The organism is Mycolicibacterium vulneris (genome assembly GCF_002104765.1).
Classification (GTDB): Bacteria; Actinomycetota; Actinomycetes; order Mycobacteriales; family Mycobacteriaceae; genus Mycobacterium; species Mycobacterium vulneris.
In genome coordinates, this window is the sequence record NZ_NCXM01000007.1 from 37,233 (window position 1) to 58,362 (window position 21,130).

A 21,130-nucleotide genomic window follows, 5' to 3' on the forward strand; every position below is an offset into this window, starting at 1 on the left:
GTTAGGCTTCCACCACCGACGCCTCAGCGCGCCGGTTTGATGAGCAGACCCTGGCCAGTGGGCAATGAGCAGATCTTCACACCAAGCTCGCCGGCAACCTCATCCATGGCGATGCGCTGCTCGTCGCGCCCACGATTTGCGTAGTCGTCCAGCAGCACAAAGGCACCGGGCGTGAGGCGTGGCCAAAAGAACCGCAGCGCAGCGACTTCGGGGGGCGCACAGTTCATGTCGATGTGCAGGTAGGCGACCGTCGGCGCATCCACCTGCTCGAGTGTCTCCGGGACGGCGCCGACGATAATGCGCTGGTTCTTCCACTGCGCGAAATTCGCGCGGACGCTGTCAACCCCGTTGGCGTACATCCCGTTGCGCAGGTGATCTTCGCTCGTTTGCAGCGCCCCGGCCTTGCGTTCGTTGGCGCTGACGAACCGCGGGTCTAGTCCTGCGAAGGTGTCGAGCAGGTAAAACGTCTTGCCCAGCCGATCCCAGTCGAGGTATTCCATGATGGCGCTGCTCAAAAAGCCGTAGCTGACGCCACACTCGACGAAATCGCCCTCGAGCTGGCTGGCGCTCGCCGCCGCCCACAGACCCACGTGCACGCGCCACTGCCACTGGTACCAGTCCTCGTTGCCGAGAGATTTGGCACCCCGCTGGTAGGCACGCTGGAAGTCGGGATCGTCGAGGAACCCGTGAAAATTGTTGAAGGTGATCAACGCGTCGTTGGCATACACATCGGGCAGTAACGTACGCGCGAGCCAGTATTCGGTGCGCACCCACCACATCCTGAGGCGAGTGCCAGCTGTCAGCCCTGTTGCCACGGCGGCAACCATAACATCGCGCACGGCGCCCCGACGAAACGCGACGGGTGCGCCATGGTCGTGCTTTTACCATCCCTTGTGCGAGGGCAAACCGTTTCGTACACCTAGAGTTTCAGCTATCTCACGACTTGCGCCACAGCACGCCCGTACCGTCGATCTCCACGATCTCCGAGGTCACGCCGTGTTGGGCACGGTAGTCCGTCACTGCTTGCGCGCACGCCTCGATCGCGTGGTAGTCGTCGACGATGCAGAAGCCCCCGGGCGACAGCCGCGGGTAGAGCGCATCGAGCGCCTGAATCGTCGACTCGTAAAGATCGCCGTCCAGCCGCAACACCGAAATGCGCTCAATCGGGGCGTCCTGCAAGGTGTCCTTGAACCAACCCGGCACGAAACGAACCTGGTCATCGAGCAACCCGTAGCGCTCGAAATTCGCTTCAACGTGCTCCTGCGGCACGCCCAGGATCCGTGCGTGGCGGTGCAGCCTAATCCCTTTATCCGCTTTGTAATTGACGGTGTCCGGCGGCGGCACTCCGGCAAACGAGTCGCATAGCCACACCGTTCGCTTCTCGTCCCCGTGGGCCGCCAGAACGGCGCGCATCAGGATAGAGGCGCCACCGCGCCACACACCACACTCGACGAGGTCGCCGGGCACGTCCTCTTCCAGCACCGTCTCGACGCAATGCTGCAAACTGGTCAGCCGCTTCATGCCGATCATCGTCAAGGCATCGGCCGGCCAGTCCAGACCGAGATCACGCGCCTGTTTGTTGAATGGACGTTTCCGTACCAGCAACAAATTGCGGGTACTGAAAAGGGGACGGCCCAGCCGGTACAACCCGACCGGCACCAGCTCGTCGCTGCCATACCTGGTGAGGTCACGCCGAAGCAGATCGAGGTATGCAATCCGCGTGTCGTGATCGGTCACAGACAAAGCTGCCCCTTACTCCGCAAGCCATTAGTACCGGTAGAGCCTAGACGCCCGTGGACGCCGTTAAAGCGTTTAGCAGTGTATCCGTCACCCGCTCAGCGACTTCCCTCTGCCGGAACGCCGGGGACGCAACGCCCCGAGCGCGCGAACTCTTCCAGCAGGTCAACGGCATGGCCTGCGCTCTCGGCCGGTTTACTCATCCGGGTGGAGAGCTCACGCGCACGGGTGAGGTAGTCCGGGGCGAGGATCTTTCGCAGGTCCGCGACCAGCGACTCGGGCGTAGTGGCCGAGAACCGCCGAGACGTGCCGACCTTCAACCGCTTGACGCGAGACCCCCACATAGGCTGGTCGCCCGCCGTCCAGAGGATCAGCGTGGGAATGCCGGCACGCATGCCCGCCGCCGTGGTGCCCGATCCGCCGTGGTGCACGACGGCGCGGCAGGCGGGGAAGATCTTCGTGTAGTTGACCACGCCGACAACCTTGACGTGATCCAACTGGGGGACGTCGCTGAAGTCGCTCCAACCGGAACAGATCAACGCCCGCTCCCCCAGCTCCGCGCAGGCGGCGCCAATCATTCGGACCGTATCGGCGGGTGTCTCGGCGACCGGCATGCTGCCGAAACCGAAACAAATCGGCGGCGTTCCCTGGGCAATCCACGACAAGGTCTCGTCGTCGGAGTCCGTCGTCAGTTCCATAGTCAGCGAACCCACGAATGGCCGCTGCGCGCCCCACTTCGCCCATTCTTCGGCCAGTCCGGGGAAGCAGACGTCGTCGTAGGCCTGGATTTCCAGCGATCCGCGTTCGGCGATGCGTCGCGGTGAGGCAACCGTGGCGGTCGGCAGGCCGAGTTCACGGCGCTGCCGATCCTCGGCCTTCTTGTTCATCCGCCAACACATCCAGTCGTAGATCGACATGCCGGTGCGAACCAGAGGCCTGGGCACCCCCGGAAGGAGCTCACCATTGGGACGCATCGGGATGTAATGCAGCGTGGCCATCGGAATGCCGTAGTAGTCGGCGACGTTGATGGCCAGGTCCTGGTAGAGCTGGCCGGTGAAGAGCAAATCGGCACCGGCGCCCACCGACATCAGCGCCGAGCTCATTTCCTGCCAGTTCCGCAGAACCGGTTCCCAGGCTTCGCGCATCAGGCTGATCGGTCCCTTGACGAAACTCTTCCAGAAGTCCCGAATGAACTCGTCGCTCCAAAAGTCATGCATATCGGGGCCATAACCGATGGCCGGGAGTCCGGCAGCTTCGGCCAGGGCGACAAGATTGGGCGGGACGGCCATCCGAACCGAATGTCCCCGTCGCATCAGCTCACGGCCGATGGTGAGGCAAGGTTCTATATCCCCACGCGTTCCATAGCTTGCCACAGCAAATTTCATCGCGACTAATACCTTAATCAATCTCCGACGGCAGGGGCAACATTGACTGCGGCGTTTTCGCTCGGTAACCTGCGGCCCGCCAGTGGCCCTGCGATGTGGTCTGAGACATTGGATGTAGTTGTTTCGCAACGGATTTGGCAGCCCGAGGCCAGAAACGATCGCGAGAGCGCACCGGTGCAGTCGAGTGCGAAAAACCCAACCCCATCGGCCTTTCCCCCCGACCGTAGAAGTATGACAACCCCGGGTGGTTTGGCTGAACCCCAGGTGTCGCCTGATCGTACGTAAGTCTGCCAGACGATCTACATCGTGTCTCAGGAAAATGAGAACTCGGTCCGGATAGCTCCGCATGCCCCAATTCAATAGCTGAATCAGCCATTCGCCCTGCACAATCGCTGTGACGGGGGCTAGCTGGAGCGGGTGCGACTCCGCGAGCTGACGAAAGTTTCCACAACGTCGGCGGCCTTGACCACGCTGTCGGCCGGCTTGGTCATCCGGGCAGCGATCTCGCGGGCGCGCGCAGCGTAGTCCGGGGCCAGGATCCGGCGCAGGTCTCCCACCAACGATTCCCGGTCGGTTGCCGAAAACCGGCGTGTGGTACCAACTTTCAGACGTTTGAGCTGAGCTCCCCAGATCGTCTGATTGGCGTCCATCGACAGAATCAGCGTGGGAACTCCGGCACGTAGGCTCGCGGCGGTGGTGCCCGAACCGCCGTGGTGAACCACCGCGCGGCAGACGGGAAATATCGTCGCGTAGTTCACCGGGCCCACCACCTTGACGTGATCGGCAAGGGCGACGCCGCTGAAGTCGCTACGGCCGGCGGCGATCAACGCCCGCTGCCCCAGCTGCGCGGACGCCGAGCTGATCATTTCGACGGTGTCGGCCGGGGATTCGACCGGCATGCTGCCGAAGCCGAAAAAGATCGGCGGGGTTCCCTTCCGAATCCAGGACATCACCTCGTCGTCGGCTTCGGTGGTCAACTCCATCGTCAGCGGGCCGACGAAGGGCCGCAGGCCATCCCATTTTTCCCACTCGTCGGCCAGGCCGGGAAAGCAAACCTCGTCGTAAGCCTGGATTTCCAGCGATTCACGGTCGGCGATGCGTCGCGGTGATGGTCCTTTCGCCTTCGGCAGCCCCAGTTCTCGACGCTGGGTGTCCTCGACCTTCTTGTTCAGGCGCCAACAGAACCAGTCGAACGTCGTCATCGCCGAGCGGGCCAGCGGCGACGGCAGCATCGAGACAACCTGGCCGTTGGGCCGCATGGGGACGTGATGCAGCGTGGCCAACGGAAGGTCGTAGTACTCCGCGACATTGGCGGCCGGCTCCTGGTAACTCTGCCCCGCGAACACCAGGTCGGCTCCGGCCGCCAGCGACATCAGCGTGGTGTTCATCTGCGCCCAACACTGGTCGCTGAGATCCCACATCTCGCGCCACATGCCGCGCATTTCCTGGATCTTCCAGAAGCCGCGGAAGAACGATGTCCAGAAGTCGCGGTACACGTCGAGCCAGGCCTGCGATTCCAGCCCGTACGGGACGGCGGTCAGTCCCGCGGCCTCGGTGAAGCCAACGGAGTCGGGCGGGACGGCCATGACCATGTCATGGCCCCGGCGTTGCAGTTCGCGCGCCACAACCAAGGAAGGCTCGATATCACCGCGCGTTCCATAACTGGCCAGCACACATTTCATCGCGTATCCACGCCCTTCGGTTGCGCTATCACTGAAGCACCGACATCACTGTAAATATCGACGAAACTCCACAGCACCGGTTTGCGCGACTGCGCCTAGGACGAACTAAGCGCAGGTGAGCCTCATGGCTTGCGCCACAGCACGCCGGTGCCGTCGATCTCCTCGATCTCTGCGGTCACGCCATGCTGCGTACGGTAGTCCGTCACCGCCTGGCGACAGGCATCGATGGCGTGGTAGTCGTCGATGATGCAGTAGCCCCCGGACGACAGCCGCGGGTAGAGGGCATCGAGCGCCTGAATCGTCGACTCATAGAGATCGCCGTCCAGCCGCAACACGGCAATGCGATCAATCGGGGCATCCTGCAGTGTGTCCTTGAACCAACCTGGCACAAATCGAACCCGGTCATCGAGCAGTCCGTAGCCCTCGAAGTTCGCCCTGACCTGCTCCTGGGGCACCGCCAAGACGGCAGCCGTATGCAATCTGATGCCTTTGTCCGCCCCGTAGTTTGCGGTGTCCGGCGGTGGCACCCCTTCGAACGAATCGCACAGCCACACCGATCGCTTCTCGTCTCCGTAAGCCGACAGCACCGCGCGCATCAAGATCGACGCACCACCGCGCCACACGCCGCACTCGACCAGATCGCCGGGAACGTCTTCTTTCAGAATCGCCTCCACGCAGTTCTGCAAACTGGTCAGCCGCTGCATGCCGATCATCGTCAAGGCATCGGCCGGCCAGTCCAGACCGAGATCACGCGCCTGCTTGTTGAACGGACGCTTGCGCACCAGCATCAGGTTGCGGGTGCTGAAAAGGGGCCGCCCGAAGTAATTCCAGCCCACCGGCACCAACTCGTCGCTGCCGTACCGGGTGAGGTTACGTCGCAGCAGGTCAAGATATGCGGATCGGGTGTCGAGGAAAGGAGATCGCATGTCACGATCGGCAACGGTCAAAGCTGGCCCCTTAGTTCAAATGAAGTACTGGCGGTGGGGCCGCGACAACGCCGAGACGGTCAGGGCGCATCGCATTTCCAACGAGCATGCCCGACCGGCCTCCTTGACCTACCCCCGTCTACCGGCTGACCATCCCTGCCCTACCGAATAGCAGCAACCATCATAAGCGTAAATTTGCGGCGGCCTCGGCACCGGACTCCGGGGGGCGACCGCCCTCAGCGGCGCCCGACATTTTCAACGACGGGACGGCCCGATTCGTTCGATATGCCCGTGGCGTCGGGTTGCCGGCCGATCCACTCGAGCAGGGCGCCCAGGCCCTCGTCGAGCGTGGACTTGGGCTGCCAGCCGAGCTCGGTCTGCGCCGGCTCGATGTCGCAACTCGCCGCGCGCACATCGCCGTCGCGGAACTTCGCGACGACGACCGGTTCGGGCGCGCCACACATGGCGGCGACCTTGTTGGCCAGCTCATGAATGGTTGTCGCCTCGCCGGAGCCGATGTCCAGGCAGCGCGGCCGGGTTGCCGGCCGCTGCACGGCCGCGAACAGCGCGTCGACGACGGCGTCGATGTAGACGAAGTCGCGCACGATCCGGCCGTCCTCGTAGACCTCGAGCGCCAGCCCCTGCCGCGCCAGCCGCGCGAACAACGCGACGATCCCGGTGTACGAATTGGTCAATGACTGGCCGGGGCCATAGACATTCTGCAGGCGCAGCACGCTGAGGTTGGTGTCGTGCGCGGCCGTCCAGGCGGCCAACAGGTGCTCCTGGGCCAGTTTGGTCGCGGCGTACACGTTGGTGGGCCGGGGCTCCGTCCGGTCCGCGCGGCTGGGCAACGGCACCGCCTGTTCGCCCGCCGGTCCCTGCGGATCCCAGATACCCGCCACCAACTGCGCGTGGCTGCGGGGTTTCGGATAAAAGATGTGCGCGCCGGACTGCCACGCGCCCTCGCCATAGACCGCCCTGGACGACGCCAGGACCAGTTGCTCGGGCACGATCCCCGAACGGCTCAGGGCGTCGAGAAGTTGAGTGGTTCCCACGACGTTCACCGAGCCGTGGCGCGTCGCCTCGGAGAGCGACTGCGCGGTTCCGGTCTCGGCCGCCAGATGGATGATTTGCGACGGGCGGAACAACCGCAACACGGCGTCCCAATCGGGCGCATGGGTGACGTCGCCGGTGAACAGCCGCACGGTTGGCGGCAGCTCGATCGGCCGGCCACCGCCGTGCACCTGCGGGTGCAAGACGTCCATCACCGCGACGTCGTATCCGGCCTCGACGAGGCGGTGTGAGAGCGCCGACCCGATGAATCCTGCCCCACCACTGATGAGCACGGACGCTGACAAGAATCGACGCCTTTCTTTCGTATGCCGAGGAACTCAGACAACCGGCACGCGTCGCCGCGCGGTCCGGTCGATCATAACGGGCACTCTGCGCGGCATCAGAGGATTGTGTGAAGCGGAACGAGGCACGGCGAAAATGGCCCGAAACGCGCGAAAGGCCCGCGAATGGCTCTAGGCCCAAGTCCCCCGGTGTCGATGTGCCATGGCAAAGGCCTCCATCACCGGCCGCGCGACGGCGGGGCGGAGGATACGAAAGAGCACACTGTTCGACAGACCGTCAAAGTCCTCGAACGCCTTACGGAAATCCCGCTCACTTTCCCGGTAAGACGCGAAAACGCGGTCCAACGTTGACATGTCGAGAGGATCGTCCTGCGCGGCCTCACGGAACGCTTCGTGGACCACGGAAATCCAATCCGTGCCGAAGAGGTCCGTTACCGGCCCGCGGTGCCGTTGGCGATGGAGACCGGGATTGAGGAACTCCTCGACAGCGCCATCGTTCTGGGTGTGCAGCTCGACCGGCAACTCGGTGGAGATTCGCTTCATTTCCCGGCGCCAGTCATCGAGAAGGTTCGCGTAGTCGACGAATACGCGGGGCACGCCGCGAGTGTTTCGCTCGGCGAGGATGTTGCATTTCAGCCACAAGGCGCTCGCGAGCGCAGGAGAGACGTGCCAGGACTTCACAATCGACGAAATGACCTCTTGCGGATGCCGTACGGCGATGACCGACGCGATGTCGAAACCCGCCTGACGCGCCGCCTCGAACCACAGGTCGGACAGAGTCGTGATCCTGGGCTCCTTGATCACCACCAGCGGCGCCGCGGGCAGGGTGGACATATACGCAGCGATCTTCGCGACGCAGGCTTTGCTCTCGCCGGGATCGACCGCGCCGTCGTCCAGAAACCGCAATGACGGGTCATACCAATTGGTTCCGAGTCGGCGCAGGATCGTCTCGTTGAGCGATATGGCAGCCCGCGGCTCCCAGTAGCCAAGCGGATTGTTCGCGTCGGCGCCCAACATCGCAGCCGGAAGCGCGCCACCGCACAGCGAGAGCACCCGGGTGAGCGCCGAGGTTCCGGACCGTTGCGGCCCGAGCACGAACAACACAACCGGACGGGCGCCGAAGTAAATGGCGGCGTGTCCGGCGGGTTTGTTCGTCCTGGCCAATCTCATCTCATCGGAACCTTTCACTCCTCGTACGTCTGGCCGACTTCCGGAATTCGGTTGTTATTCATGCCTTTCCGACTTGATGCAGGCCCACTCGACGGACGCGCAGCAATCACCGGAGCTAACCCGAGTGCACACAACCTCAGATCTCTCAACATCTTTGGCGAAAGAAGGAGACTCTTTACCGAACTCCTCATGCGGAGTCAGGTCTGACTTGCGACCGTCAACTGCGCCCCCCGGGTCCGTTTCGTCGGATCATTACGCCCGCTAAGGACTATAGCCGGGAGCAACAGAATGGGACACCATTTTTACGAATCCGTTTCGCTTACTTAACATTTGAACGACGGTCGTGCAGATCGTCCACGACGGCATCAGTTGTTATGCCCGGTGCGCAATTGGAGGAGCAACCCGGCAAGCCATATCCGCAGACTTATGCGGCAGCCTTCGACAGATCGGCCGCGCATTCCACGAATGCAGCATGGTTACTCTAACAACATTCTCGGCCACCGGGCGCCAACCACGCCGAAACAAGTTTTGGTGGTGACGACGGAGCTGACCAGTGCGACCCCGTCCCCCGGGAGCCGAGCGCGTGAAATGCGGGAACTCGTCAGCGCCCTATTCGGGCGAGACGGCGTCCGCGACCGGTTGTGCATCCACGCGGGGGTCGCCCAGCCCGCGGGACCTGCGCTTGAAGCGCGATTTGAGCGAAAGCGCGCGCTTTTCCACCAGGAACCAGCTGAGTGCTGCCAGCGGGAGCGTGGCGACGGCGGCGACGACCGCGAATGCCAGCGGATGCAGGAAGCCCAGCCCGCAGATGACCAGCAGCTGTTGCATCGGCCATGCGTAGATGTAGACGCCATAAGAAAGGTCGGTACGCAACCGCAGGCGCCTGTTGTGGATCAGCGCGCCCGAAACAACGACGGCGTAGGCCAGCGGAAGCGCGGCGAGTATCCGATAGTTGGGCATTAGCAAACCGGCCACCACGACGATGACAGCGCTCAAGGCCACCAGGGACCACCGGGCGGGTATCACGTCCCGAAACTCGTGCAGTACGGCGCCTGCCGCAAACACCAGCGCGAAACGCGTAATCATCTGGGCAAACGTCGGCACCGCCGAGACCGGGTAGGACACCAGCACCGCGGCCCCGAGGAAGAGCGCGAACACCACCGGCGCGGGCCAGCGGCGATTGAGTAGGCCGGCTGTGCCGGCGACGGCAACGGCGATGTAGCAGAACAACTCGAATATCAGGGTCCACAGGACCCCGTCCCAGACATGCGGAAACGGGACATTGCTCGGCGTTCCGTCGATGCCGGCGTGGTAGACGTTCAACACTGCGTTGTTCAGCCAGTACGTGACCGGCGCGGGTGACAGCAGCAACTTGAGTGCCGAACCCCCTTGGATCGCCACACCGATCGGGGCGATGACGAAGGCCACGAGCGCCAGGCACACCCATAGTCCAGGAAAGATGCGCAGCACCCGGGCGACGAAGTACTCGCGGAGTTGGGGGTTGCGGACCCAGCTCGAGGTGATGAGGAAGCCCGAGACTACGAAAAAACCGTCGACCCACCCTTGCGTGAGCAGCTGTTCAACCGGAGGGTGCAACTTGCGGCCGGTGAGTGGCCAGGAGTGTTCCAGGATGACACCGGACGCCATCACCAATCGCCAGACGTTCAGGGCGTTGTTCCGGGCGTCGAATACCTGCGCGAGTGTCGGCCCTTGCGTGCGTGGCCGCTGAGGCCGGCCGTTTCCAACGGACCTAGCCTCACGGAGTTTGGGGTCCGCACTCATCGGAGTCTCCCGCTGCACATTAGACCGGGCAGCCCGCCCTTGCCCGCCCGCAATGCGCCCGCATGCACACCAGTGTGGACTACGCCCGAGAACATCCGGATCAGGCTACACCCAGAGCCAGCCGTAAATTTTTAGCCAAAACCGCCGTGTTGTCGGCCTACCGTCCCAACTGCTTGCAATGGCAGGCTCGCCGCTCGTTTGCTTGCCGAGCGCGTCAGCCGGCGACGGCTCCCTGCTCGTAGAACGGCGCCCCGAACTCGGTGACCGCCCGGAATCCGCGTTTGCGTGCCTTCTCCGCGGCCCTGCGGATCAGCGCGTAAATGCCCACGAACGCCGCGTGATCGGACATCACCAGGGGCGTCAGCAGTCGGTTGTGCACCAGCGAGAACGCCACTCCCGAGTCGGGGTCGGCCCACCCGAGCGAACCGCCCATCCCGACGTGACCGAAGCCGGGCATCACGCCGCCGATCGGCAGACTGTGGTAACCCAGGTGGAAAGCCAAGGGCACGTAGAGGTTTCGATCCGGCCGCAGGCTGCGCTCGCCGGTCAGACCCGCGACCAGGTTGCGAGAGAGGAATCGGAAGCCGTCAACCTCGCCGCCGTTGGCGATGGCGCCGTACATCCGAGCCAGGCCGCGCGCCGTGGCCACCCCGTTGGCGGCCGGGATCTCCGCGTCCAGCAGCGGAATGTCGCCTTGGACGGCGCCGACCAGGCCCTTGAAATACATCGACCGGTACGCCCCGGACATCTCATTGGCGACCTTGCGGGTCACATAGCTGAGGACCGGATTACCGATCAGGTTCTGCGGGCAGATGATCTCGGCGACCCGCGTCGGCGCCTCAGCCGGCGGCCGGCCGAGGTGCAGGCCGTCGGTGCCCAGTGGCTCGGCGAGTTCCTCGCGGATCAGCCTGGCCATGCCCTTACCGGTGACGGCCCGACCGAGGCCCGACATTAGCCACCCGAACGTCAGCGCGTGATACGCCGATTTGCCCAACAGCCGTCCCGGAGCCGCCGCGGCCAGCTTCTGCTCCATCACGACGTGATCGAGCAGTTCTTCCTTGGTGGCGCCGCGCAGGCCCGACAGGCCGGCCTGGTGCCGCATCACCTGGCGCACGGTCATGTCGGCCTTGCCGTTGGCCGCGAATTCGGGCCAGTATTCGGCGACGGGCGCGTCGTAGTCGATCAGCCCCCGGTCAACAAGGCGATGGATGACAGTCGCGGCCATCCCCTTGGTCGCCGAAAACACCATGGGCGCGGTGTTTTCCGTCCACGGCCGCTGGCCACCCCGGTCGGCCCAACCTGTCCAGACGTCGACGACGGGCTGGCCGTCCACATAGACGGCCAGCGCCCCGCCCCCGAACCGGCGAGCCGGAAACATGCCGGCGAAGCTACGAACGACGCAACCGAAGTGTGAGTCCGCCGCGCCGGACACACGATGACCTGCGTCAAGGTCATCGTGGACACGGACCGCGCGTCGATCGACTCGGGTATCCACCGTCACACTTTGGAATTTAGTTGGGTCACACACCCCGCCGGAGCGGAATCGAAATAATTTACCTATCCGTTAGCTCGACGCGGCCGTTAATATTTGCTCGGCCGCCAGCGCGGGAGTTAGCTCCCCCGCCTTGACCTTTCGCTCCACGTCGGCGCGGATCTCGCGCACCGCCGGGCTGGTCAACAGCCGGTCCAGCACCGTGTCGCGCACCATCTGCCAGGTCCAGTCGACCAGCTGGGCCCGGCGGCGCGCCTCGAACTGCCCCGCCTCGCTGAGGACCTGCCGATGACGTTCGACGGTGTCCCACAATTCCTTCAGGCCCGTCCCCTCGGCCGCGCTCATCGTGAGAACGGGCGGCCGCCACAGCGTTTCGCGCGGATGTATCAGCCGGATCGCCCCGGACAGCTCGCGGGCGGCCGAGCGAGCCTCGGCGAGATGATCGCCGTCGGCCTTGTTCACCACGACGATGTCGGCCAGCTCCAGCACACCCTTTTTGATGCCCTGCAGCTGATCACCGCCGCGGGCCAGGGTGAGCAGCACGAAGGTGTCGACCATGTTGGCCACCGTCACCTCGGACTGACCGACCCCGACGGTCTCGATCAGGATCACGTCGAAGCCGGCGGCCTCCAGCAGCACCGCCGTTTCGCGCGTCGCCTTGGCCACCCCGCCCAGGGTGCCCGAGGTGGGCGAGGGCCGAATGTAGGCATCCGGATGCATTGCCAGGCGGGCCATCCGGGTCTTGTCGCCGAGGATCGAGCCGCCGGTGCGCGTCGACGACGGGTCGACGGCCAGCACCGCCACCCGATGGCCCAGCTCGATCAGATGCATGCCGAGGGCCTCGATGCTGGTGGACTTCCCCACCCCCGGGATCCCGGTGATGCCGACCCGAAACGCGTTACCCGAGTCCGGCGTCAGCTCCAGCAGCAGCCGCTGCGCCTTCTCGCGGTGGTCGGCGCGGGTGGACTCCATCAGCGTGATGGCGCGCGGCAGCGCCGCGCGGTCACCGCTGCGGACCGCCTCGGCCAAATCCTCGACGGAGTCGTTCCGTTGGGAAGCCATTTAGTCGAGCGTGTAACCCAGCCGGTCGGCGAGCTTGTGCAGCAAGCCGATTGCGGCGTCGGAGATCACCGTCCCGGGTGGGAAGATGGCGGCGGCCCCGGCCTCGTACAGCTCGTCGAAGTCGCCCGGCGGGATGACGCCGCCGACCACAATCATGATGTCGGGCCGCCCCACTTCGGCCATCGCCTCGCGCAGTGCGGGCACCAGCGTCAGGTGGCCGGCAGCCAGCGAGGACACCCCGACCACGTGCACGTCGTTGTCGGCGGCCTGGCGGGCCACCTCCTCGGGCGTGGAGAACAACGACCCGACGTCGACGTCGAATCCGATGTCGGCGAACGCCGTCGCGATCACCTTCTGGCCGCGGTCGTGGCCGTCCTGGCCCATCTTCGCGACCAGAATCCTGGGGCGGCGACCGTCGGCTTCCGCGAACTTCTCGACCAGTTCGGTCGCGTCGGAGAAGGAAGTCATGTTTCCGCCTCCTTGCGCTTCTTCGCGGTAGACCCCGGCGATAGTACGGATCTCCGCCTGGTGACGGCCATACACCTTCTCCAGGGCGTCGGAGATCTCGCCGACGGTGGCCTTGTGGCGGGCCGCGTCGATGGCCAGCGCGAGCAGGTTGTTGCCCAGCCCGTCTCGTTCCCCCTTGCCGGCTCCGCCGGAATGCGCTGCCGCCGCGCGCGACAGTTCCGCCAGCGCCGCGTCCACCGCCGACTGGTCGCGGCTTTCCCGCAGCTCCTTCAGCTTGGCCAACTGCTCGGCGCGCACCCGACTGTTCTCGACCTTGAGGACCTCGACCTCCTGGTCCTCTTCGACCTGGTACTTGTTGACGCCGATCACCGGCTGGATCCCGGAGTCGATGCGGGCCTGGGTGCGCGCGGCCGCCTCCTCGATGCGCAGCTTGGGGATGCCGTCGCTGATGGCCTGCGCCATGCCGCCGTGCTCGGCGACCTCGGCGATGTGGGCGCGGGCCTTCTGCGCGAGTTGGTGGGTCAGCCATTCGACGTAGTACGAGCCGGCCCATGGGTCGATCGGCCGCGTGGTGCCCGACTCCTGCTGCAGCACCAGCTGGGTGTTGCGCGCGATGCGAGCCGAGAAGTCGGTGGGCAATGCCAGCGCCTCGTCGAGCGCGTTGGTGTGCAGCGACTGCGTGTGCCCCTGCGTTGCGGCCATCGCCTCGATGCAGGTGCGCGCGACGTTGTTGAAGGCGTCCTGCGCGGTCAGCGACCAGCCCGACGTCTGCGAATGTGTGCGCAGCGACAGCGATTTGGCGTTCTTCGGGCCGAACTGGGAGACCAGCTCGCTCCACAACAGCCGGCCCGCCCGCAGCTTGGCAACCTCCATGAAGAAGTTCATCCCGATGCCCCAGAAGAAGGACAGCCGCGGCGCGAACTTGTCGATGTCCAGCTCGGCATCCAGGCCGGCCTTGATGTAGTCGACCCCGTCGGCCAGCGTGTAGGCCAGCTCCAAATCGGCTGTGGCACCGGCTTCCTGGATGTGGTAGCCGGAGATCGAGATGGAATTGAACTTCGGCATCTTCGCGCTGGTGTAGGCGAAGATGTCGGAGATGATGCGCATCGACGGCTTGGGCGGATAGATGTAGGTGTTGCGCACCATGAACTCTTTGAGGATGTCGTTCTGAATGGTGCCGGCCAGCTTCTCCGGCGGAACGCCCTGCTCCTCGGCGGCCACCACGTACAGCGCCAGGATCGGCAGCACCGCGCCGTTCATCGTCATCGACACCGACACCGTCGACAGGTCGATGCCGTCGAACAGCTGGCGCATGTCGAGGATGGAATCGATTGCCACACCAGCCATTCCGACGTCACCCTGCACGCGTGGGTGATCCGAGTCGTACCCGCGGTGGGTGGCCAGGTCGAAGGCCACCGACAGTCCCTTCTGGCCCGCGGCCAGGTTGCGCCGATAGAAGGCGTTGGACTCCGCGGCGGTGGAGAAGCCGGCGTACTGCCGGATGGTCCACGGCTGGTTGACATACATCGTCGGGTAGGGCCCGCGCACGAACGGCGGTTCGCCGGGGAAACTGTGCAGCGGATACCCGTCGGCTTCGACCGCCGCGCGGTCCGCGGCGATGTAGACCGGTTTGACATCGATGTCTTCCGGTGTCTGCCATTGCAATTGGTCGGGTGTGTACAGGTGTGCGGCCGCGGCCGCGGCCACGTGTGCGTCGACGGCGGCTTCGGTCGCCGGCGCAACGGTCCGCTCGCTGTGCAGCGGTACATCGGCGAAGCTGCCGACAGCAGGTGCAGTGGTCGTCATCGTGTCTACGCCCCCAGCCTCGTGAGGAGATCCGACAAAGCTTCGACCGCATTGATTTTCGCGGTCAGGAATTGGTCCGGTTGGTGCTCGGCGTCGGCAACGGCCTTGTCGGGGCCGGCCAGATAGACCCGCGTGATTCCGGCGCCGCGGGCCGCCTGTACGACGTCGGACGCCTCATCCTGGTAGCGCTTGTCGGTGCCACAGATGACCGCCGCCGATGGTGACCCCGCGTCGGCCACCGCCGACGCGATGCCGTCGGCGTCGACGGTTCCGGGGTTGATCGCCTCGATGCCGCCGGACGCCAGCAGGTTCGAGGCGAACGTGGCGCGGATGTTGTTCTCGGCCAACGGCCCCAGCGGCAACAACAGCACCTGCGGGCGGGAGCCGGTGCGGGCCAGGTAGGCGTCCGACCGGTCCCGCAGCGCCTCGAACTCCGCGGCGTAGCGCACCAGTTTCCCGGCGGCGAGCGGCGAATACGTCGAGTCGCTTTGCGGCAGCGGCGCTTCGGTGAGGTTCGGGAATTCGTTGACGCCGGTGATCGCGGTCCTACGGTGCGCGATGTCGTCGGTGCGGCGTGCGGCCACCTCGGCGATCTGCCCGGCGATGAAGTCGCGGGCTTGCGTGAATCCGCCGTGCTTCTCGATGGCCTGGAACTGTTCCCAGGCCTGCTCGGCCAGGCGTTGAGTGAGGTCCTCGACGAACCACGAGCCACCGGCCGGGTCCAGCACGCGGCCCACGTGCGACTCCTCGAGAAGCAGCAGTTGCGTGTTGCGGGCGATGCGGCGGGCGAAACTCGTTGCGACGTCTGGGAATCCGCCGTCGATCGCGACGTCGAACGGGAACACCAGCAGGGAGTCGGCGCCACCGACACCGGCGCCGAAGGCGGCCAGGGTGCAGCGCAGCATGTTCACCCACGGGTCACGCTGAGTCATCATCGGTAGCGATGTCTCGGCATGGATGACGGCCGCGCCGGCATCCGGGTCGCCGACGACCTCGGCGACCCGCGCCCACAGGTTGCGCGCCGCACGGAACTTGGCGATGGTCATGAACTGGTCGTCATCGGCGGCGAACCGGAAGCTGATCTGCCGCAACGCCTGGCCGATCGACAACCCCGATTCGGTGAGCACCCGCAGGTAACTCACCGCGGCCGCGACACTGGCCGCCAGCTCCCACGTCGCGTTGGCACCGAGGTTGTGGAACGCGGGCCCGTCGACGGTGATCGCGCGCACGCCGGTGTGCTCGGCGGCCCGCTTGGCCACGGCGACCACGTCGTCGATGTTCGGCGCGGGCCGCTCGCTCAGGGCCGCGCTCAGCGGGTCGCCGCCCAGGTCGATCGACAGCGTGGCGCGCTGGTCGGGTTCCACACCGTCCGCCACCGCCAGCATCGCGTCGCTGGCCGCCGGGTAATCGGCACCGGCCTCGAGGATCAGCGGCGCCATGCTCAGGTAGACACCCTCGAGCGTGTCCGCGAGCTGATCGGGCGCCACGCCCGACTCCCCGATCCGCAGGACCAGGGCGCCGGCCCCGTTGCCGAGCGCGTCGAGCACCGCGGAGTTGACGTCCTTGGCCGCGACGCCGGGCACCGGGGTGGCCGGGAAGGCCTCGGCGACCTTCCAGCCGGACTTGACGTCGCGCAGCGCGTCGCCGCCGCGCACAAAAGGCCACTCGCCCGGCAGCGGCGGTTCCGGCAGTTCATCGAGCGCGGTGTAGAGCGCGCGGACCGCAATCCCGTCATACGTCGGGGTTTCCAGCAGCCGCTCGGGCGCGTCCCCCAACTGCTCGGGGTCCTTCCGGGTGCTTTTAGCCAGCACTCCGGCGACCGCACTGCGCCAACGCCCGCGAACCTGCTCCAGGTCGTCGAGCTCGGGTACATCAATGGACACCGATTGCTCCCTTTTCCCAGCATTTGGGCTACAGCTCTGGGGATACCACTTAGCTACTGAGGCTAATTGATGACCGCTCGTCGCTAAAAACCGCCAGGTGCGGCGAGCAGGCCCGATTCCCGGTGAAACGCCAGCCTCGGGAAACGGCTTATTCGTCTGCGCCCCGTACCCTAGGAAGGCGTGACGGGTTCCGCCACCAGCAAAATCACCGACACGCTCCGCGATCTCGGCTGCGCCATCGGCGTCGCCGCGCGAGGCGTGTCCCGGTCGCGGATCGTCTGGACAGTGGTGGGCATCACAGCGTTGGTGGTGCTGGCGTCGTGGCTGCCGCTGCCCTCGCCGGTGCAGATGCGCGACTGGGCGCAGTCCGTCGGACCGTGGTTTCCGCTGGCGTTCTTGGTCGCCCACATCGTCGTGACGGTGGTGCCCATTCCGCGCACGGCATTCACACTGGCGGCCGGGCTGCTGTTCGGCCCGCTGCTGGGCGTCGCCATCGCGGTGGTCGCCAGCACCGCCAGCGCGATGATCGCCCTGCTGTTGGTGCGAGCGGCCGGGTGGCGGCTGAACCGCCTGGTGCGCCACCGATCCATCGAAACCGTGGAAGAGCGCCTGCGACAACGGGGCTGGCTGGCCATCCTCTCGCTGCGGCTGATTCCCGCGGTGCCGTTCTCCGCGCTCAACTACGCCGCGGGCGCGTCGAGCGTGCGGGTGCTGCCCTACGCGGTGGCGACTCTGGTCGGGTTGCTGCCCGGCACCACCGCCGTGGTGGTTCTCGGCGATGCGCTCGCCGGACACATCAGCGCACTGCTGTATCTGGTGTCGGCGGTCACGAGCGCGCTGGGACTGGCGGGGCTGATCATCGAGATCCGGCACTTCCGCCGGCACCACCGCCGCGCGCACCGTCACCTCGACGACGAGCACTCCCCCGAACCGGCCGCCATCAGCTGATCACCAACTTCGTTCAGACCGCCGCGCGGTGCGCCAAAGATCGGTCTAATGGAGAGGTGTACGCGATGGAGATCGCGAGCTGGGGGACGCCGTACCCGCCAACTCGTGCCGTCGCGCTGCCGCTGAGCGCCCTGGTGTTGGCGGTGCTGGCCGTGATGGGCTTCCTGCCCGGTCCGGGCGAGCGGCGTCGCAAGCCGAAGAGGAGCCTGTTCGCCGGCTTGGCCGTGCAGCCACGCCGCGCCAAGATCCACACCTCGTTGCTCGGCCTTGCGCTGGTGTGCAGCATCGCCGCCCTGGTGGCGGCGGTCTGCTTGTTCCCCGAGACCGCCACTCCGGCGCAGCAGGCGGCGCCGTCTCCGCCGCCCGTCCTGGCGCCCATCGATCTGCCCGCCGCCAGCGCCGCGGGCCCCGGTGCCGGAATCTACGTCGACTACGCTGACGGCTCCGGCGGAATGGGCTGTACCGCAGGGTTTTTGGTGCACACCAGCGGCGGCAGGGCCGGGATCCTCACCGCCGGGCACTGCAACCGCCCCGGGGAACGCAGCAAGGTGACGATGAACCTGGGCGGCGTGTTGCCCTACGCGACCCTGGGCACGTTCACCGAGACGGTCAGCGAGGGAGTCCACGACGAACAGCACGACATCGGCCTGATCACGCTGGACGGTGACAACGTTCCCCAGTCCTCGGCGATCGCCTCGTCGTTGGCGGTCAGCGGTGTCGCCACCAACCTGCGGCTCGGCCAGCAGCTGTGCAAATTCGGCATGGGCTCCGGCGCGGACGCCTGCGGACAGATCGTGCAGATCACCGGCAGCAAGGTCGTGTTCCTGGCGAGCGGCCAGTGCGGCGATTCGGGCGGCCCGGTGTATCTGTACGAAAAGGACGGCACCGTCAGCGCCGTCGGCATCCTCATCCGCGGCGGCGACCCCAAGATTCCCAAAGCCGGGTGCGCGGCGCGGGCGAAATTCTCCGTCGCCGAGTTGGTGCGGCCCTGGCTGGACAAGTGGCGCCTGACGGCCGTGACCGCGCCGGCTTCCCCGCGCTGACAACCTTGCCTCGCGATGTCGTCAGAAACGGCTTGAGGCAACCCCTGACCGCTGCCGAACCGCTACCCACCGATCTCCGCGATGCGAACGCTGCGATCCGCATTCACGTTGCGGCGACCTGCCCTCCCGCCAGGTGCGGTACTCCGAAGGCGTCATTTCCCGGCCCCACGCGGTGCTGATCGGCACGTTTCGGTCCAGATAGCCGGCTTCTCCGGCCCTCCATGCCTTGGTGTAAAGGTAAAACGGGATCCCCGGACGGGTGTGGTGGACCAAGTGATAGTTCTGATACATCAACAACACACATAGAACGCGCTCCCAGCCAACCCGAACTCGGGTGACCCGGAATCGGTCGGTCTTTGCCGTAGCAAGGCCGTGATGAGGCAGCCAGTCAAACCACCACGCGAGGATGCCCATGCCGATCCGCTGTGGGATGAAATAGATGAGCACCAGCTCTCGCCCATAGCCGAGAATCAGGATGGCGGTTACGAAGGCAAGGGCCAGTGTGAGGTGTATGCCAAATCCCACGGCCTCCTTACGCGGACGCCGACGCAGGCGCACTAGGTAAAAGCGGCAATACCAGGCATCGATCGTCAACCAGCGCAACGGAAGCTGCCAACGCGGGCCCGTGATACTCCACGCGTCCGGATCGTCGTGGATGCTTTCGTTGGTATTGCGGTGGTGCGCGAGATGCGCATACGCGAGCATGGGAAAGGTTCCGAACAGCGAGACGAACGGCATCGACAAGCGGCCGAAGACCTGGTTGATCCACTTTGGCCGGCCGACGTTGTAGTGAATCGATTCGTGCAACACGCTGAAGATGAAAAACGTTACGAGACTTTGAACGACGATGGTGACCACCAACCACCAATGACTCACTCCGCAGACGACCGCTGCCGTCGCCGCGCACCACGCAACGAACGATCCAAGCCAGACCAGCACCGTCGGCACCGCTATGGTCGGCCGGGCGAACCTGGGAGCTGGGAAGCCTCTCGGGATTGCGGCCACCTTGCAGGCGCCCTGTGACCTTTGCTCGGTGGCGGCAGGCATTTCGATACTTGTCACCACGGCCCCCGGCTACGACCGCGACGCCCACACACTCCATAGAAAACCATGTGGCATCCCCCTGTTTGCCTGCGCTTATCAATACGCATTTAGCGTTAAGCCTATTTGTCGATTTCCCCCTGTGGTGGACGGATTGATGCGGTTGTGCGCTCGTCCATGCATGCGAACCCACGCGGTTAAGCGCCGGTGCGCTTTCAACCTGCTTGCAGCCGCGGCCTTGTCGGGTCCCTCTCCAGCTCCTGAAAGTTGCAATGCCGTAAATTGTTCGCCTGGATTAACAGGATGTTCACCGGGGGTAGACTTCGACGACTGGTCGCTTGACAGGCCCGGGCCTCGGAAGGTCGGGCATCTTGCGCTACCTCCTACACCGGTAGTTCGGGATTCCACGCATGCTCGCAGGTTTTTCCGCTTTTCAATACCGTCATAAGGTTTCCGGTCAAATCGGCGGTCACCGACCTGACGGTGGAAAGCCGAACATCATTCATCACATTCGCCAGAGCGCTCAGCTTATAGTGTGGTTCCAGCTGCGGACTTGTCGTGTCAGGATGTATTTCGATTGGTATCGTTTCGTGATACCTCATACCCAGCACGAACGCTCGCTTGGAGTCAGTGCTCAGCATGAACGGCTCATCACCCTTGTCGAGGTTTCGGAGCATGAGAAGCGGAATATCGCTTACCCAGAGAGGTTCGAGAGGTTTGTCCCGATCCGTATGGGTGCCGATTGGATTTTTCGGATGCGTCCAAGCGATCGTCAGACCAGCAGATATGAGCTCAAGCCTCAATTCCTGCCGCCACACTTCGCCTTGTTTGGCGACCGCTTCTATGAAGTTTTCCTCATTCTGATATGCGACCCCGACAACCAAATAACGGTCAGAATGCCGAGCATGAAATTCACGCATCTCCGCGATTGCCCGGAAGAATTCCTCTTTCTGCAGGAGCAGATCGCTTATGTCATAGAAGAACTGGCGCTTTTCCAGCATCGTCTTGGTGAATGGACAATGAGCTTTTCGGCCGTCGCCTTGGACAAGGAAATCAAGGTACTGTTGTACTACCCCCACGCAGTCATCCGTGTGATGGCTCAGTTCAGTGAAAACGTAGTCCGATCGTCGTTTCATTGTCGCACCTCCCCCAAAGGAAAAACTCGACACTCGCGTCCTACCGGCACCCCGCTTACGTTGATCGCCCGAGATCATGCGCGTAGCTGGCAGTGTGTAAACCCCTCCAAATCGAAACAGTTTAACCGTGCGCCGCGCCGCGCGCTGGCAAAGAGCGATATGTGGCGGGCGGTGTTGCTTCCCAGTCTGGCCCGGCACCGCAGGTGGTGCCTTT

General features: G+C 64.8%; 16 protein-coding genes. 2 read left to right on the forward strand and 14 right to left on the reverse strand.

Translation table 11 applies throughout. From position 1 onward, the window contains the following. Nucleotides 1–23: 23 nt before the first annotated feature. The 12 genes from B8W69_RS08405 to mutA form a co-directional block, all read right to left on the reverse strand. Nucleotides 24–827: a class I SAM-dependent methyltransferase gene (locus B8W69_RS08405; protein WP_439330598.1), complete on the reverse strand. Its 804-nt coding sequence runs from the start codon at nt 825–827 to the stop codon at nt 24–26. Nucleotides 828–936: 109 nt separating this feature from the next. Then, complete coding sequence (locus B8W69_RS08410; protein ID WP_085289380.1) at nt 937–1,743, reverse strand: TylF/MycF family methyltransferase; 807 nt, start codon at nt 1,741–1,743, stop codon at nt 937–939. A gap of 92 nt (nt 1,744–1,835) precedes the next feature. After that, nucleotides 1,836–3,122 carry a glycosyltransferase gene (locus tag B8W69_RS08415; protein ID WP_110881868.1) on the reverse strand — a complete coding sequence of 429 codons (1,287 nt, stop codon included), beginning with the start codon at nt 3,120–3,122 and terminating at the stop codon, nt 1,836–1,838. Nucleotides 3,123–3,526: 404 nt separating this feature from the next. Beyond that, nucleotides 3,527–4,804, reverse strand: a complete 1,278-nt coding sequence (locus tag B8W69_RS08420) for a glycosyltransferase (protein ID WP_085289382.1) — start codon at nt 4,802–4,804, stop codon at nt 3,527–3,529. A gap of 122 nt (nt 4,805–4,926) precedes the next feature. Further along, on the reverse strand, nt 4,927–5,730 hold the full coding sequence (locus B8W69_RS08425; RefSeq protein ID WP_085289383.1) for a TylF/MycF/NovP-related O-methyltransferase: 804 nt from the start codon (nt 5,728–5,730) through the stop codon (nt 4,927–4,929). A gap of 236 nt (nt 5,731–5,966) precedes the next feature. Continuing rightward, on the reverse strand, nt 5,967–7,076 hold the full coding sequence (locus tag B8W69_RS08430) for an NAD-dependent epimerase/dehydratase family protein (protein WP_085289384.1): 1,110 nt from the start codon (nt 7,074–7,076) through the stop codon (nt 5,967–5,969). A 180-nt stretch (nt 7,077–7,256) separates the two neighbouring features. Continuing rightward, on the reverse strand, nt 7,257–8,255 hold the full coding sequence (locus B8W69_RS08435; protein ID WP_085289385.1) for a sulfotransferase family protein: 999 nt from the start codon (nt 8,253–8,255) through the stop codon (nt 7,257–7,259). Between the two features lie 609 nt (nt 8,256–8,864). Beyond that, a complete protein-coding gene (locus B8W69_RS08440) occupies nt 8,865–9,902 on the reverse strand; it encodes an acyltransferase family protein (protein WP_245843173.1) in 1,038 nt (345 codons plus the stop codon). A gap of 349 nt (nt 9,903–10,251) precedes the next feature. Further along, on the reverse strand, nt 10,252–11,538 hold the full coding sequence (lipL, locus tag B8W69_RS08445; protein ID WP_085289387.1) for an esterase/beta-lactamase LipL: 1,287 nt from the start codon (nt 11,536–11,538) through the stop codon (nt 10,252–10,254). Between the two features lie 63 nt (nt 11,539–11,601). Continuing rightward, the gene (gene meaB / locus B8W69_RS08450) at nt 11,602–12,591 is read right to left on the reverse strand and encodes a methylmalonyl Co-A mutase-associated GTPase MeaB (RefSeq protein WP_085289388.1); all 990 of its coding nucleotides are present in this window, start codon (nt 12,589–12,591) and stop codon (nt 11,602–11,604) included. After that, complete coding sequence (scpA, locus tag B8W69_RS08455) at nt 12,592–14,865, reverse strand: methylmalonyl-CoA mutase (protein ID WP_085289389.1); 2,274 nt, start codon at nt 14,863–14,865, stop codon at nt 12,592–12,594. It abuts the gene before it with no gap. A gap of 5 nt (nt 14,866–14,870) precedes the next feature. Continuing rightward, entirely contained in the window at nt 14,871–16,748 is a 1,878-nt protein-coding gene (gene mutA / locus B8W69_RS08460; protein ID WP_085289390.1) for a methylmalonyl-CoA mutase small subunit, read from the reverse strand. A 180-nt stretch (nt 16,749–16,928) separates the two neighbouring features. Between mutA and B8W69_RS08465 the strand changes: the two genes are divergently transcribed. Then, the gene (locus tag B8W69_RS08465) at nt 16,929–17,696 is read left to right on the forward strand and encodes a TVP38/TMEM64 family protein (protein ID WP_085289391.1); all 768 of its coding nucleotides are present in this window, start codon (nt 16,929–16,931) and stop codon (nt 17,694–17,696) included. Between the two features lie 65 nt (nt 17,697–17,761). Beyond that, a complete protein-coding gene (locus B8W69_RS08470) occupies nt 17,762–18,739 on the forward strand; it encodes a chymotrypsin family serine protease (RefSeq protein ID WP_085289392.1) in 978 nt (325 codons plus the stop codon). A gap of 21 nt (nt 18,740–18,760) precedes the next feature. Here B8W69_RS08470 and B8W69_RS08475 read toward each other — a convergent pair whose 3' ends face one another. Then, nucleotides 18,761–19,804, reverse strand: coding sequence for a fatty acid desaturase (locus B8W69_RS08475; RefSeq protein WP_245843174.1), 1,044 nt, complete (start codon nt 19,802–19,804; stop codon nt 18,761–18,763). A gap of 359 nt (nt 19,805–20,163) precedes the next feature. Beyond that, nucleotides 20,164–20,916 carry a 1-aminocyclopropane-1-carboxylate synthase gene (locus tag B8W69_RS30550; RefSeq protein ID WP_165762578.1) on the reverse strand — a complete coding sequence of 251 codons (753 nt, stop codon included), beginning with the start codon at nt 20,914–20,916 and terminating at the stop codon, nt 20,164–20,166. Nucleotides 20,917–21,130: the final 214 nt, after the last annotated feature.

Excerpts from the sequence above, each read along its gene's own strand:
- B8W69_RS08415 (WP_110881868.1), bottom strand. The coding sequence starts at position 3,122 with ATGAAATTTGCTGTGGCAAGCTATGGAACGCGTGGGGATATAGAACCT.
- B8W69_RS08440 (WP_245843173.1), bottom strand. The coding sequence starts at position 9,902 with ATGGCGTCCGGTGTCATCCTGGAACACTCCTGGCCACTCACCGGCCGC.
- B8W69_RS30550 (WP_165762578.1), bottom strand. The coding sequence starts at position 20,916 with ATGAAACGACGATCGGACTACGTTTTCACTGAACTGAGCCATCACACG.
- B8W69_RS08435 (WP_085289385.1), bottom strand. The coding sequence starts at position 8,255 with ATGAGATTGGCCAGGACGAACAAACCCGCCGGACACGCCGCCATTTAC.
- meaB (WP_085289388.1), bottom strand. The coding sequence starts at position 12,591 with ATGGCTTCCCAACGGAACGACTCCGTCGAGGATTTGGCCGAGGCGGTC.
- scpA (WP_085289389.1), bottom strand. The coding sequence starts at position 14,865 with ATGACGACCACTGCACCTGCTGTCGGCAGCTTCGCCGATGTACCGCTG.
- B8W69_RS08470 (WP_085289392.1), top strand. The coding sequence starts at position 17,762 with ATGGAGATCGCGAGCTGGGGGACGCCGTACCCGCCAACTCGTGCCGTC.
- B8W69_RS08420 (WP_085289382.1), bottom strand. The coding sequence starts at position 4,804 with ATGAAATGTGTGCTGGCCAGTTATGGAACGCGCGGTGATATCGAGCCT.
- B8W69_RS08405 (WP_439330598.1), bottom strand. The coding sequence starts at position 827 with ATGGTTGCCGCCGTGGCAACAGGGCTGACAGCTGGCACTCGCCTCAGG.
- B8W69_RS08425 (WP_085289383.1), bottom strand. The coding sequence starts at position 5,730 with ATGCGATCTCCTTTCCTCGACACCCGATCCGCATATCTTGACCTGCTG.